The sequence below is a fragment of the Shinella sp. WSC3-e genome, from assembly GCF_945994535.1.
Taxonomy (GTDB): Bacteria; Pseudomonadota; Alphaproteobacteria; order Rhizobiales; family Rhizobiaceae; genus Shinella; species Shinella yambaruensis.
The window spans coordinates 2,425,922-2,438,304 of sequence record NZ_OZ000530.1 but is presented as its reverse complement, the minus strand read 5'-3'; the positions used below and the strand labels follow the sequence as shown (position 1 = coordinate 2,438,304).

Annotated in this window: 13 protein-coding genes; 6 read left to right on the top strand and 7 right to left on the bottom strand. The window is 68.2% G+C overall.

Annotated features, from left to right (window positions below; all coding sequences use genetic code 11):
- Position 1: 1 nt before the first annotated feature.
- The 3 genes from AABF56_RS12045 to AABF56_RS12035 are packed head-to-tail and all read right to left on the bottom strand — an operon-like array spanning position 2 to position 4,754.
- Positions 2-2,809: a DUF4159 domain-containing protein gene (locus tag AABF56_RS12045; RefSeq protein WP_272806094.1), complete on the bottom strand. Its 2,808-nt coding sequence runs from the start codon at positions 2,807-2,809 to the stop codon at positions 2-4.
- Positions 2,806-3,726 carry a DUF58 domain-containing protein gene (locus tag AABF56_RS12040; RefSeq protein ID WP_244767048.1) on the bottom strand — a complete coding sequence of 307 codons (921 nt, stop codon included), beginning with the start codon at positions 3,724-3,726 and terminating at the stop codon, positions 2,806-2,808. The genes AABF56_RS12045 and AABF56_RS12040 overlap by 4 nt, the downstream gene beginning before the upstream one ends.
- A 14-nt stretch (positions 3,727-3,740) precedes the next feature.
- Complete coding sequence (locus AABF56_RS12035; protein WP_272806093.1) at positions 3,741-4,754, bottom strand: AAA family ATPase; 1,014 nt, start codon at positions 4,752-4,754, stop codon at positions 3,741-3,743.
- Positions 4,755-4,948: 194 nt separating this feature from the next.
- On the opposite strand from AABF56_RS12035, the gene AABF56_RS12030 reads away from it, so the two are divergent.
- The 3 genes from AABF56_RS12030 to AABF56_RS12020 are packed head-to-tail and all read left to right on the top strand — an operon-like array spanning position 4,949 to position 7,469.
- On the top strand, positions 4,949-5,566 hold the full coding sequence (locus tag AABF56_RS12030; protein ID WP_244767046.1) for a DUF1285 domain-containing protein: 618 nt from the start codon (positions 4,949-4,951) through the stop codon (positions 5,564-5,566).
- Positions 5,563-6,195, top strand: a complete 633-nt coding sequence (locus tag AABF56_RS12025) for a CoA pyrophosphatase (RefSeq protein ID WP_244767045.1) — start codon at positions 5,563-5,565, stop codon at positions 6,193-6,195. Before AABF56_RS12030 ends, AABF56_RS12025 begins: the two co-directional genes overlap by 4 nt.
- The gene (locus AABF56_RS12020; RefSeq protein WP_272806092.1) at positions 6,192-7,469 is read left to right on the top strand and encodes a CCA tRNA nucleotidyltransferase; all 1,278 of its coding nucleotides are present in this window, start codon (positions 6,192-6,194) and stop codon (positions 7,467-7,469) included. Before AABF56_RS12025 ends, AABF56_RS12020 begins: the two co-directional genes overlap by 4 nt.
- Positions 7,470-7,561: 92 nt before the next feature.
- Here AABF56_RS12020 and AABF56_RS12015 read toward each other — a convergent pair whose 3' ends face one another.
- From AABF56_RS12015 to hemF, 3 genes are all read right to left on the bottom strand, one after another.
- A complete protein-coding gene (locus tag AABF56_RS12015; protein WP_244767043.1) occupies positions 7,562-7,753 on the bottom strand; it encodes a DUF1059 domain-containing protein in 192 nt (63 codons plus the stop codon).
- A gap of 165 nt (positions 7,754-7,918) precedes the next feature.
- Complete coding sequence (locus tag AABF56_RS12010) at positions 7,919-8,167, bottom strand: hypothetical protein (RefSeq protein WP_244767042.1); 249 nt, start codon at positions 8,165-8,167, stop codon at positions 7,919-7,921.
- 85 nt (positions 8,168-8,252) lie between these two features.
- Positions 8,253-9,164, bottom strand: a complete 912-nt coding sequence (gene hemF, locus AABF56_RS12005) for an oxygen-dependent coproporphyrinogen oxidase (protein WP_272806091.1) — start codon at positions 9,162-9,164, stop codon at positions 8,253-8,255.
- 171 nt (positions 9,165-9,335) lie between these two features.
- Between hemF and AABF56_RS12000 the strand changes: the two genes are divergently transcribed.
- Positions 9,336-9,593, top strand: coding sequence for a hypothetical protein (locus AABF56_RS12000; protein ID WP_244767040.1), 258 nt, complete (start codon positions 9,336-9,338; stop codon positions 9,591-9,593).
- Between the two features lie 4 nt (positions 9,594-9,597).
- Here the strand turns inward: AABF56_RS12000 and AABF56_RS11995 are convergent, their stop codons facing one another.
- Positions 9,598-9,990 carry a tautomerase family protein gene (locus tag AABF56_RS11995; protein WP_272806090.1) on the bottom strand — a complete coding sequence of 131 codons (393 nt, stop codon included), beginning with the start codon at positions 9,988-9,990 and terminating at the stop codon, positions 9,598-9,600.
- 95 nt (positions 9,991-10,085) lie between these two features.
- On the opposite strand from AABF56_RS11995, the gene AABF56_RS11990 reads away from it, so the two are divergent.
- Together AABF56_RS11990 and AABF56_RS11985 are read left to right on the top strand one after the other, a co-directional pair.
- Positions 10,086-10,958: a LysR substrate-binding domain-containing protein gene (locus AABF56_RS11990; protein ID WP_272806089.1), complete on the top strand. Its 873-nt coding sequence runs from the start codon at positions 10,086-10,088 to the stop codon at positions 10,956-10,958.
- Positions 10,959-11,070: 112 nt separating this feature from the next.
- Positions 11,071-12,351, top strand: coding sequence for a hemolysin family protein (locus AABF56_RS11985; protein ID WP_244767037.1), 1,281 nt, complete (start codon positions 11,071-11,073; stop codon positions 12,349-12,351).
- Positions 12,352-12,383: the final 32 nt, after the last annotated feature.

Sequence of the window (12,383 nt, the reverse complement as noted above, 5' to 3'; positions counted from 1 at the left end):
GTCACTGCCCCAGCCGTTCGAGGAGGGCGGGTACGTGCACCTGGTCCGCCTTGTAGTTGCCGGTGAGCATGTACATCATGATGTTGACGCCGGCGCGGAAGGCGTGGTCGCGCTGGATCTCGTCCGGCGGCACGGTCGGCAGCAGCGCCATGCCGTTGGCGTCGACCGCCCAGGCGCCGGCGAAATCGTTGCCGGTGATCATGATCGGCGAGACGCCGTCGCCCGCGCGGGCCGGGCGGCTCGGGTCCTCGGCACGATCCAGCTCCGCCTCGATCCAGAGCGGGCTTCCGGCATAGCGGCCGGGGAAATTCGCGAGCAGGTAGAAGGCCTTGGTCAGGACGTGATCGGTGGGCACGGGCTCGAGCGGGGGAATGTCGAGGCTGGCGAGGATCGCCTGGAGGCGTTCGGTGTTCGGGCTCGTCGAACTGCCGTCGAGCGAGACGAACTGGTCGCGCGTGTCGAAGAGCACCGTACCGCCATTGCGCATATAGGCGTCGATGCGGCTGATCGCGGCGCTGGAGGGCATTTCGGCGCTGGCGCTCACCGGCCAGTAGATGATCGGGTAGAGCGACAGCTCGTCCCTGGAGATGTCGATGCCGACCGGCTCGCCAGGCTCCAGCGTGGTGCGGTAGGTGAGGAATTCCGTGAGGCCGGCTAGGCCGCGCTCGGAAATGCGGTCCACCTCGCCCTCGCCGGTGACGACATAGGCAAGATGCGTGGTGTCGAGCCGCGACAGGATATTTTCGTCGCCCGGTTTTGCGTCATCCGCCCGGCTTTCGAACGGCAGCGCCGCCAGCGCGCCGGCCATGAGGGCCAGCAGCAGGGCGGCGGTGGCGCCGCGCTTCGGCACGCTTCGGGCAGCGGCGGCGAAGGCCCCGCCCATGAAGAGCACAATGGCGCAGTCGGCGAGCAGCAAGAGGGCGGCAAGCGTGAAGAGGTGCGGTTTCAGCGACCAGGTCTCCTTGCCGGCGAGCGGCTCGCGGACGGCGGCGCCTTCGGCGACGGCGAGCGGGCGGATTTCGTGACCCGGCGGGAAGAGGTTGTGGGCGACATAGCCGTCCTCCGTGCCGTAGAGGCCGGGCGGGTTGTCGAAGCTGGCGATCGCCCTCGTGGCGTTGCCGGCGGCAAGGGGTTTGGCCTCGCCGGTGGCGGCGGCGAGCGTGCCGTTCGCCGTCATCAGCCGGTAGGGCGGCAGGCCCTGCGTCTCGGCGCCGTTGCCGGTGGAGACGCCGCCGCCGCGCGAAAGCTGCACGGTGCGGCGGAGCATTTCGACGAAATCGCCGGAGAGCGGCAGGTTGGACCAGCCGGTTTCCGCGCTGACATGGAAGAGCACGAGGCGGCCGGAGCCGAGCGGGCCGGTCGTCACCAGCGGCGTGCCGTCGGCAAGGCTCGCCCAGGTCCGCTCGGCAAGGTCCGGCGTCGGCTCGGCGAGCACCTGGCGCTTGACAAGGATGCCTTCCGGCGCGCGCATGCCGGCAAAGGGGCTGTTCGCCGGATAGGCGGAGAGCGGCTGCGGCTCGGACCACGAAAGAGCGCCGCCGAGCGCGCGTTCGCCCTTGCGCAGCATGACCGGCACGAGCGGATCGTCCGCCGGAGCGGCGGCAAGGCGCGGGCCGGCAAAGCGGATCAGCATGCCGCCGGCCTCGATCCAGCGCTGAACTTCGGCCTGTACGTCCTCCGGCAGGCGGCCGATATCGGCCATGATCAGCACGGAGGGGTTCTGTTCCAGCAGTTCGGGGATGGCGACGGAGAGGTCGGCGACGCTCGGCTCGATCAGGTCGGCATAGGGGGCGAGCGCGCGGTTGATGTAGTGCAGCGGCGAGAGCAGCGGCTGGCTGGCATCCACCACCTCGCCGGAGAGGAAGGCGACGCGGCGGCGGCGGAAGCCGTCGTCGAGCAGATACGTGCCGCCGGCATTGGCGAGGCCGTCGATGGTGATGCGGGCGAAATCGTTGCGCAGCTCGAAAGGCGCGGTGATCGTGCCGGTCGTCGTGGTGCTGCCTGCGGCGAAATCGGCGGTGCCCGTCGCGATGGGACGGCCGCGCGAATCGTGCGCCGTCAGCGGCAGGCTGCGCGCCGGGCCGCCGTCGAGGCGGCTGAGGGTGACGGACAGCGCGTCGGCGCCGTTGCTGGCCGCGGTGATGGCGACGGCGGGGGCGCCGTCGCCGGCGATCAGGCGGAAATCGGCCGGTGAAAGTGCTTGCAGCGCGGAGATCGTCTCGTCCGTCTCGCCGCCCGCCATGCCGTCGCTGATGAAGGCGAGGGTGCCCGGCGCGGTTCCGTCGAGCGCGGTGCGCAGCGAAGCGACGGCCGACGCGCGGTCGGCCGGGAGCGGGCGGACTTCGGCGGCGGCGAGGCGGTTGCGCGCCGTCGCGGCATCGACCGGCACGGCGTCGTGCTGGCGGTCGGCGGTCAGCACCAATGAGATTGGCACGTCGCGGCTTTCCGCGTCGTCGATCAGCGTCGAGGCCGTGTCGATGCGCTGCTGCCAGTCGGTGGCCGAGGCCCAGCTGTTGTCGATGACGAGGGCGAGGGGGCCGCTGCTTGCCAGCGTATTGGTGCGCGGGTTGAAGACCGGGTCGGCGATGGCGAAGATGATCGCGGCGGCCATCAGCATGCGCAGCAGCGTCAGCCACCAGGGGCTTTGCGCCGGCGTCTCCTCGCGCTTCATGATCGAGGCGAGGATGGCGAAGGGCGGGAAGACTTCGGTCAGCGGCTTTGGCGGCGTCAGGCGCAGCAGCCACCAGATGACCGGCAGCAGCACCAGCGCGGTGAGGACGGCGGGAAAGGCGAAGGCAAAGGCGCTCATCGGCCGCGGCCCTCCGTCCTCATCGCCGGCATGCCGGAGAGATACATGTGCACGGCGACCAGCGCCTCGGAGGCGAGGCGGTCGGTGCGGTGGGGCACGAAGCTCCAGCCAAGATGGCGCAGATTGTCGGCCAGCGTCTCGCGCCGCGCGACATAGGCGCGGGCATAGTCGTCCTTCAGCGTCTCGGCGCGGCCGGCGGTGAGCTTCTGGCCGCTTTCGGGATCGGTGAACTCGGTGCGGCCGACATAGGGGAAGGTCTCTTCCGCCGGGTCGGCGATCTCGACGACATGGCCTCTGAGACCCCGGCGGGCGAGGGGGGCGAGGCGTTGCATGACATCCTCGACGGGATCGAGGAAGTCGCCGATCAGCACGATATCGCTGTTGCCGCGGATCATGCTCGTCTCCGGCAGACCGCCGGTCATGCCGGCGTGCATCAGCGCGGTGGCGAGGCGTTCGGCGGCGTTACGCGCGGCGATCGGCTCCATGATGCCGGGGCAGCCGATGCGCTCGCCGGAGCGGGCGAGGATTTCGGCGAGCGCCAGCATGAGCACGAGCGCGCGGCTTTCCTTCGAGACGCTGCCGAAGGTCGATTTGTACATCATCGACGGAGAAAGATCGGCCCAGACCCAGACGGTGTGCGCGGCTTCCCATTCGCGGTCGCGCACATAGGTATGGTCGTCGCGGGCCGAGCGCCGCCAGTCGATGCGCGACAGGCTCTCGCCGTCGACATAGGGGCGGAACTGCCAGAAGTTCTCGCCGATGCCGCGCTTGCGGCGACCGTGCCAGCCGGCGATCACGGTGTTGGCGAGGCGCTGGGCCTCCACCATGCAATCGGGGATGAGAGCGGCGCGGGCCTGCGCCCGCGAAAGAACCTCGCGGGTCGGGGTCGGTTGGACGATCTGGCCGACGGTCGCCATGTGATCGGCCCCGCTCAGCCGCCGGCCTGGCGGACGAGGCCTGCAATGACGTCACGAACCGACATGCCTTCGGCGCGCGCGCCGAAGGTGAGGGCCATGCGGTGCTGCAGCACGGGTTCGGCAAGGGCGAGAACGTCGTCGACGGAAGGCGCGAGGCGGCCTTCATAGAGCGCGCGGGCTCTCGCGCAGAGCATCATGGCCTGGCCGGCGCGCGGGCCGGGGCCCCAGGCGACGTGCTTGTCGGTGGAGGCGATGCCGTTGCCGGGGCGGGCGGAGCGCACGAGAGACAGGATGGCGTCGAGCACCTTTTCGCTGACCGGCATCTGGCGGATGAGGTTCTGGATCTCCATCAGGCGCGCGGCCGAGATGGCGGCGCTCGCCTGTGCCTCGTGCACGCCGGTCGTTTCGAGCAGGATCTGGCGTTCGGCGGCAAGTTCCGGATAGTCGACGTCGACCTGCAGCAGGAAGCGGTCGAGCTGCGCCTCGGGCAGCGGATAGGTGCCTTCCTGCTCCAGCGGGTTCTGCGTCGCCAGCACATGGAAGGGCTTCGGCAGGTCGTTCGGCCGGCCGGCGACCGTCACGTGATATTCCTGCATGGCCTGCAGCAGGGCGGACTGGGTGCGCGGCGAGGCGCGGTTGATCTCGTCGGCCATCAGGAGCTGGGTGAAGATCGGGCCGGGCACGAAGCGGAAGGAGCGCTTGCCGTTCTCATCCTGGTCCATCACCTCCGAGCCGAGGATGTCGGAGGGCATCAGGTCCGGCGTGAACTGGATGCGGCTGGAGGAAAGGCCGAGCACGGTGCCGAGGGTGACCACCAGCTTGGTCTTGGCAAGGCCGGGCACGCCGACGAGCAGGGCATGACCGCCCGAGAGCACCGCCAGCATCGTCTGCTCGACCACGCTTTCCTGGCCGAAGATGACCTTGGCCACCTCCTTGCGGATGATCGCGATGTCGGAGAGCGCCCGTTCCGCGGCGGCGATCACCGCCTTTTCGTCCAGGCCTGCCTCGGGGGAATTCTGAACGCCCATGGGTCTCTCCACTACCGGTCCTAAAATCTTCGGCGAATCGTGGTCTTGCCGCGTCCGCTTCATAGATAGAAAGCTTATTAGCTCACCCGTGGCTGACAAGCGGCCACGAAATGACTATCTCGTGAGTGTATCCACCCTTTCCTCTTCGTGAAGAAGGGCCTCTCGCGGAGATAGGGTTCAACCGGGACGGAACAATGGCAACGGGCGAAATTCGCGAAAGCAGCGATGCGGCGGGACTGGCCGCGCTGATCGCACGGGCCGGCGCGGAAACCGGCGGGCGCGGCCTGCCGCCGGTCGAGCGCTGGAACCCGCCGTTCTGCGGCGACATCGACATGGAGATCCGCGCCGACGGCACCTGGTTCTACCTGGGAACGCCGATCGGCCGCGCGCCGCTGGTGCGGCTGTTCTCGACCGTCCTGCGCAAGGACGAGGACGGCAGGACCTATCTGGTGACGCCGGTCGAGAAGGTCGGCATCCGGGTCGTCGACGCGCCGTTCCTCGCCGTCGAGATGAATGCGTCGGGCGAGGGGGAGGCGCAAAAGCTCACCTTCCGCACCAATGTCGGCGATGTGGTGGAGGCGGGGCCGGAGCACCCGCTGCGCTTCGTCATCGCGGGCGGGAATAGCGAGCTGAAGCCCTATCTCCTCGTGCGCGGGCGGCTGGAGGCCCTGGTCTCGCGGGCGATGATGTACGAGCTGGTCGCGCTTGGCGAGACGGTCGAGATCGACGGGACGGACATGTTCGCGGTGCGCTCCGGCGGCGTGGTCTTCCCGATCATGCCGGCCGCCGAGCTGGATGCGCTCACCCGATGAGTTTTCCGCCCTACAGCGCCGCCGAGTTCCGCCGCCGGGCATTGGAACAGATGCTGACGCTCGGCGAGGGGACCTGGCGCGAGCATGGCGACAGCCTGCTCAATCCGGGCGTCATTCCGCATCTCGAAGACATGAAGCTGCGCGATGCGGCGGTGCTGATCCCCGTCGTCGACGATGGCGACGAGGCGCGGGTCATCTTCACCCAGCGCACCGCCACCATGCGGAAACATTCCGGCCAGATCGCCTTTCCGGGCGGCGCGGTCGATGACGAGGACGAGAACGTCGAGGCTGCGGCGATGCGCGAGGCGGAGGAGGAGATCAGCCTCGACCGCCGCTTCGTCGAGCCGGTCGGGCGTCTGCCGCAATACAAGGCGCTGTCGGGTTTTTCCATCACGCCCGTCCTTGCCGTGGTGCAGCCGGGGTTCGAGCTGACGCCCAATCCGGCGGAGGTCGAGAAGGTCTTCGACGTGCCGCTGTCGTTCCTGATGGATCCGCGCAACCACGAGCAGGGCAGCGGCATCTGGCTCGGCGGCGAGCGGCATTATTATCGCATGCCCTATGAGGGGCATAATATCTGGGGCATCACCGCCGGCATCGTGCGGGTGATCTATGAAAGGCTTTATGCATGACGTCTGTTTCGGGCGAGGCGTGGTTTGCCGATCCGGCGCTCGTTCGCGTGCTGGCGCTGCTCAACAGCGACGGCGGGGAGGCGCGCATCGCCGGCGGGGCCGTGCGCAACAGCCTGATGGGCCTGCCGGTCGCCGATATCGACATCGCGACGACGTTGCGGCCGGAAGCGGTGGTCGAGCGGGCGAAGGCGGCCGGCATCAAGGCGGTGCCGACGGGCATCGAGCACGGCACGGTGACCCTGGTCCTCGACGGCAAGCCGTTCGAGGTGACGACGCTGCGCCGCGACGTCGCCACCGATGGCCGCCGCGCGGATGTCGCCTTCGGCACGGACTGGCGGGCGGATGCCGAGCGGCGCGACCTGACGATCAATGCGCTCTACGCCACCGACGACGGCACGGTCATCGATCTCGTGAACGGCCTGCCGGATATCGAGAGCCGCACGGTGCGCTTCATCGGCGATGCGGCGACGCGCATTGCGGAGGATCACCTGCGCATCCTGCGCTTCTTCCGCTTCTTCGCGCTTTACGGCAGCGGCCGGCCGGATGCGGAGGGGCTGAAGGCCTGCGCGCGGGCGAAGGATACGCTGGGGAAACTCTCGGCGGAACGGGTCTGGTCCGAGACGAAGAAGCTGCTGGGCGCGCCCGATCCCGGCCGGGCGCTGTTGTGGATGCGGCAGGCGGGCGTGCTTACCGCGATCCTGCCCGAAACGGAGAAATGGGGCATCGATGCGATCCCCGGCCTGATCGATGCCGAGACGGCGTTCGGCTGGACGCCGGACGCGCTGCTGCGCCTTGCCGCCATGGTGCCGCCGGACCGCGCGCGCCTGAAGGCGCTTGCCGGGCGCCTGCGCCTTTCCAGGGCCGAGGCGGCCACTCTCGACCATTGGGCAGGCGCGCCGGAAATCGCGCAGAAACTCGCCGAGACGGCGTTCGAGCGGCTGCTCTACCGCAACGGCGCTGAGGGGCTGACCATGCGTTTGAAGCTGGCGCTCGCGTCCGCCCGGGCCCGCGGGCTCGCCGATCCGCAGGCGCTCGCCTTTGCCGGGCTTTGCCAGCGGCTCCTCGCAAAGGCGGAGACATGGCACAAGCCGACCTTCCCGCTGAATGGCGCGGATGTGCTGGCCGCCGGCATTCCCGCCGGCCCGAAGGTCGGCGCGGTACTCGGCGCGATCGAAGACGCGTGGGTGGCGGGCAATTTTCATGACGGCCGCACCAAGCTGCTTGCCCGCCTGGAAGCACTGGCCAGGCAGGAGGGAGAGCCTTCGAAGGCCTAGAAGCAGGAACGTCCAGTCACACCGACAATTTCCTTCTCCCCGGCGGGGAGAAGGTGGGGCAGATCGACAAGGGGCTTGCGGGGCGCTGCCCGTCAGGCGGCGTCGGCCGCCTTCTCGTCGACGATGCGTTCCTTGATGTGGTCGACCATGCTTTCCCGGATGATCGCCTCACCATGGACGGCGCGCATGTGCTCGACCGCGCGGCGGACGACTTCGGCGTCGTCATTGGCCCGCGTATGCCAGTCGCATCCGGGGACGAGTGAACCGCATTCAAAAAGTCTCATGACCTATCTCCTGTCGTTTCAACGGAACCAGTGTAGCAGATGAGGCCCCGCCGGCCAAATCGCGGCCGGGCCGGCGGCTCGGTTGGCCGTCCCGAGAAACGGCGAAAGCGGCCCGGGGTTCCGCCCCGGGCGCGGATTCATCGCCGCTTTTGCGGGCGGCCATTGTCAGGCCGCGTCGTCCTTCGCCCAGGCGTCGAAGCAGCAGGACGACTGGAACTGGGCCGGGGTCGTGTGGTGATCGACGAGATGGTGAACCACGCCGCTGGCAAGCCGCAGCCGGGCTTCCTCGACGAAATAGGCGTGCGGCAGGTCGAGGCCGCTCTCGGCACGGATGGTTTCGGCGAAACGATCGAGAAATTCGGGGGATTTCGGGTCGGGACCCGCCTGCATTGCCTCTTGTGCTGCAATCTTCATGACTGCTTCCTCCATGGACTCATGCAGGCGGCATCATACCATGGACAGTGCGGATCTGTAATCACAAGGCGGCGAGGGCCGGCCTTCAGGGCCAGCGCACCACCGGGGGCAGCGAGGAGAGGATCGATTCGACATTGCCGCCGGTCTTGAGGCCGAAGATGGTGCCGCGGTCGTAGAGCAGGTTGAACTCGACATAGCGGCCGCGCCGCACGAGCTGCTCGTCTCGGTCCTCTTCCGTCCAGCCCTTGTTGAAGTTCGCGCGCACGATCTTCGGATAGACCATGGCGAAGGCCCGGCCGACATCCTGCGTGAAGGCGAAGTCGGCGTCCCAGCCGCCGAGTTCCTCCGGCGAATGCAGCCAGTCGTAGAAGATGCCGCCGGTGCCGCGCGGTTCGCCCCGGTGCTTGAGGAAGAAATAGTCGTCGCACCATTCCTTGAATTTCCGGTGGTCGGCGACGGGATGGCGGTTGCAGGCGATCTCCATCGCCTTGTGGAAGAGCGTGGTGTCGGGGTCGTCCATCACGCGGCGGCGGTCGAGCACCGGCGTCAGGTCCGCCCCGCCGCCGAACCAGCGGCTGGTGGTCACGACCATGCGCGTGTTCATGTGCACGGCGGGCACGTTGGGGTTCACCGGATGGGCGATGAGCGAGATGCCGGAGGCCCAGAAGCGCGGGTCCTCGCTGGCGCCGGGGATCTGGCCGCGGAACTCCGGCGAGAATTCGCCGTGGACGGTGGACGTGTGCACGCCGACCTTCTCGAAGACGCGGCCTTCCATCATCGACATGCGTCCGCCGCCGCCTTCGCCCCCCTCGCGCAGCCAGTCCTTGCCGACGAAGCGGCCGGGCCGCATGTCGGAGAGCGGCCCCTGCAGGTCGTCCTCGATCGCCTCGAAGCTGGCGCAGATCGCGTCGCGCAGCCGCTCGAACCAGGCGCGGGCGGCATTCTTCTTCTCTTCGATGTCCTCGGGCAGGCCCTTCGGCAGGTCTGGTCGTTCCATGGTGCTTCCCGCTGGCGGGCAGCCCGCCGAATCGCATTTTCGCCACAGTCCAAAACTTTGCGCCGTTTGGCAACCGCGGGCGGGGCATCGGCTGGGGACGGCGGGACTCGCAAAATGCGCGGGGGCGGCTTATGTTTCTTCCGTCGAATGTGCTGCCAGGAGGAAATCTGCATGGCGCGTGTTCCCGGTCCGCCCCCTCTCGAAGGGCTCCGGCGCCATATCGAGCGTCGCCGTCGTGAAAAACCCGCCGGCGAGGGCCATTTCGTCCGCGAGACCTTCTGCCTCGACCGGCAGGCGGCGCGGGAGAAGGCGCGCGAATGGTTCGACCTCTGGCCGAAGGCCGCCTACTGGACCGAGGTCGAGAGCTGGCGCGCCATGGAGGGCGACCGCATCGAGTTCACCATGCGCCGCCTGCCGAGCGCCGACTGACGCTTCATGCCGCAACGGCAACGCGCCGGCTTTCCTGCGTTTGGCCGCCATAGCCCCAGCTGTCCGTCGCGATATCGCGGATGACCACATAGGTCACCGGATTGAGATGCGCGCCCAGCGCTTCTTCCAGCAGGGCATAGGCGGCGGCGATGAAGCGGGCCTTCTCCTCCGCCGTGTTCGTGCCCTCGCTGATCAGGATCTCGAAATGGCCGGCCACCTTCTGCCGGCGCGCGCCGATGGCCCAGTCGGCGATCGGCGTTCCCTCTATAAGGACGGCGGTCGCTTCGGCGCGCTTGCCGAGCAGCGTGACGGCAAGGCGGGTGGCCTCGTCCTGGAGGTGCAGGCGCTCGCCGTCGGTCAGGTTCCTGCCGGCGAGGCGGATATGGAGGAAGGGCATGGTCGTCTCCTGTCTCTTGTTGACGGGATGAGCCTATTGCGCGACTATCGTTTTTAAAATTGAGAAGCATTGCAGATATGGTTTTGGAAAACTGAATGGTTTCGCCCCGCAACTTCGACATGGACGTGCTGCGCACCTTCGTCACGGGGGTGCGGCTCGGCAGCTTTGCGAAAGCCGCGGAGGCACTGGGGCGAACGCCGCCGGCCGTCAGCCTGCAACTGAAGAAGCTTGCCGATCTCAGCGGCCAGACGCTTTTCACCAAACAGGGCCGGGGCCTTGCGCTCACCGATGCCGGCGCGGCGCTGCATGATTATGCGGTGCGTATCCTCGACTTGAACGACGAGGCGATGATGATGCTCGGCTCCAGCCGGGCGCTCGACGGCTGGCTGCGGCTCGGCATTCCGCAGGACTTTGCCGAGACGTCGCTGCCGCCGGTGCTCGGCCGCTTTTCCCGGGCGCATCCGAAGCTGCGCGTCGAGGCGCGGGTCGATCGCGGCGCCAGGCTGGTGGCGGCGGTGGAACGCGGCGACCTCGACATGGCCGTCACCTGGGGCGGGCAGAAAAGCGCGCATTGCCGGCACATCGCCACCCATCCGATCGTCTGGATCGCGGCGGCGGACTACGACGTCTCCGCCGGGGAACCGGTGCCGCTCATCGCCTTCGATCCGCCCTGTTCGTTCCGGGCCGCCGCCGTCGATGCGCTTTCGGCGGCCGGGCGGGAGTGGCGGCAGGTCTTTTCCAGCCCCGGCCTTGCCGGGCTCTGGGCGGCGGTGACGGCCGGGCTCGGCGTGACGATCCGCACCACCACCGGCATGCCCGCGCATCTGCGCGTGCTCGACCCGCAACGGGCCGGATTGCCGGCGCTCGGCAGCGTCGACCTGATGCTGCACACGGCCGAGGCGGCGCCGTCCGCGCCGGTCGGGCGGCTGCGCGACATCCTCCTCGAAATGCTCGTGATCCCCACCTGACGCGACCGTGATCGGCAAGTTCGATTGACGGCGGCCCGCCGCGCCCCTATCTTGCGGCCATCGTCATCAACAGAAAGGCGCCGTTGCGGTTCAGAAGCACGGCTCACAGTCCTTGTTCGAACTCGCGATTGCTGTCTTCCTCATCCTCTTCAACGGGGTCTTTGCCCTTTCCGAACTTTCCATCGTCTCCGCGCGAAAACCACGCCTGAAGACCATGGCCGCGCAGGGCTCGCGCGGCGCCGCCGCCGCGCTGAAGCTGGCGGACCACCCCGGAAAATTCCTCTCCACCGTCCAGATCGGCATTACCCTCATCGGCATTCTCGCCGGTGCCTTTTCGGGTGCCGCGCTCGGCGGGCGCCTGCGTGACATCCTCTATGCCGAGGGTGTGCCGGACTGGCTGGCCGATCCGCTCGGCTACGGTATCGTCATCTTCATCATCACCTATCTTTCGGTGGTGGTCGGCGAGCTGGTGCCCAAGCAGATCGCGCTGAAGAACCCGGAGCGTTTCGCCGCGCTCGTCGCGCCGGCCATGTCGCTGCTCTCCAAGATCGGCGCCCCGGCGGTCTGGATCCTCGATGCCTCGACGCGGCTGATCTTCCGCCTCACCGGCCAGCACGAGGTTGCCGAGAGCGTCGTCACCGACGAGGAAATCAAGACCATCGTCGCCGAAGCGGAGGCTGCCGGCGTCATCGAGGGCGGCGAAAAGCTGATGATCGCCGGCGTCATGCGCTTTTCCGACCGCGAGGCGCGCGGTCTCATGACGCCGCGCAACGATGTCGACTGGATCGACCTTGGCGACACGATGGAGGAAATCCACCAGACTCTCAACGAGAGCCAGCATTCCCGTCTGCCGGTCGCCGACGGCGGGCCGGAGACGATCGTCGGCATCGTGCAGAAGCGCGAGCTGCTCTCGGCCGTGCTGGCCGGCCAGCCGCTCGATATCCGCGCCTTCATCCGCCCTGCGCCGATCGTGCCGGACACGATGGATGCGATGCGCGTGCTCGACAAGCTGCGTACTTCCGAAGTGCCGATGATGCTGGTCCACGATGAATACGGCCACTTCGAGGGCGTCATCACGCCTGCCGACGTGCTGGAGGCGATTGCCGGCGTGTTCCGCGCCGATATCGAGGAAGGCGACGACGACTATGCCGTGCAGCGCGAGGACGGCTCCTGGCTGATCGCCGGCGCCATGCCGATCGACGAGATGGCCGATCGCCTCGGCCTGCAGCTGCCGGCCCGCCGCAGCTACCAGACCGCCGCCGGCCTCGTCATCGAATCGCTGCAGAAGCTGCCGAAGACCGGTGAGGTCACGGAAACGCAGGGCTGGCGCTTCGAGGTCGTCGACATGGACGGCCGCCGCGTCGACAAGCTGCTCGCCACGCGGCTGGACTGAGCCGATCCCATCAAGACGCGGTCGTGCGTTCC

What these genes read in the sequence shown, in the direction of transcription:
- AABF56_RS12010 (WP_244767042.1), bottom strand. Translation starts at nt 8,167, where the DNA reads ATGAAGATTGCAGCACAAGAGGCAATGCAGGCGGGTCCCGACCCGAAA.
- AABF56_RS11995 (WP_272806090.1), bottom strand. Translation starts at nt 9,990, where the DNA reads ATGCCCTTCCTCCATATCCGCCTCGCCGGCAGGAACCTGACCGACGGC.
- AABF56_RS12025 (WP_244767045.1), top strand. Translation starts at nt 5,563, where the DNA reads ATGAGTTTTCCGCCCTACAGCGCCGCCGAGTTCCGCCGCCGGGCATTG.
- AABF56_RS11990 (WP_272806089.1), top strand. Translation starts at nt 10,086, where the DNA reads ATGGTTTCGCCCCGCAACTTCGACATGGACGTGCTGCGCACCTTCGTC.
- AABF56_RS12045 (WP_272806094.1), bottom strand. Translation starts at nt 2,809, where the DNA reads ATGAGCGCCTTTGCCTTCGCCTTTCCCGCCGTCCTCACCGCGCTGGTG.
- AABF56_RS12035 (WP_272806093.1), bottom strand. Translation starts at nt 4,754, where the DNA reads ATGGGCGTTCAGAATTCCCCCGAGGCAGGCCTGGACGAAAAGGCGGTG.
- hemF (WP_272806091.1), bottom strand. Translation starts at nt 9,164, where the DNA reads ATGGAACGACCAGACCTGCCGAAGGGCCTGCCCGAGGACATCGAAGAG.
- AABF56_RS12020 (WP_272806092.1), top strand. Translation starts at nt 6,192, where the DNA reads ATGACGTCTGTTTCGGGCGAGGCGTGGTTTGCCGATCCGGCGCTCGTT.
- AABF56_RS12015 (WP_244767043.1), bottom strand. Translation starts at nt 7,753, where the DNA reads ATGAGACTTTTTGAATGCGGTTCACTCGTCCCCGGATGCGACTGGCAT.
- AABF56_RS12040 (WP_244767048.1), bottom strand. Translation starts at nt 3,726, where the DNA reads ATGGCGACCGTCGGCCAGATCGTCCAACCGACCCCGACCCGCGAGGTT.
- AABF56_RS12030 (WP_244767046.1), top strand. Translation starts at nt 4,949, where the DNA reads ATGGCAACGGGCGAAATTCGCGAAAGCAGCGATGCGGCGGGACTGGCC.
- AABF56_RS12000 (WP_244767040.1), top strand. Translation starts at nt 9,336, where the DNA reads ATGGCGCGTGTTCCCGGTCCGCCCCCTCTCGAAGGGCTCCGGCGCCAT.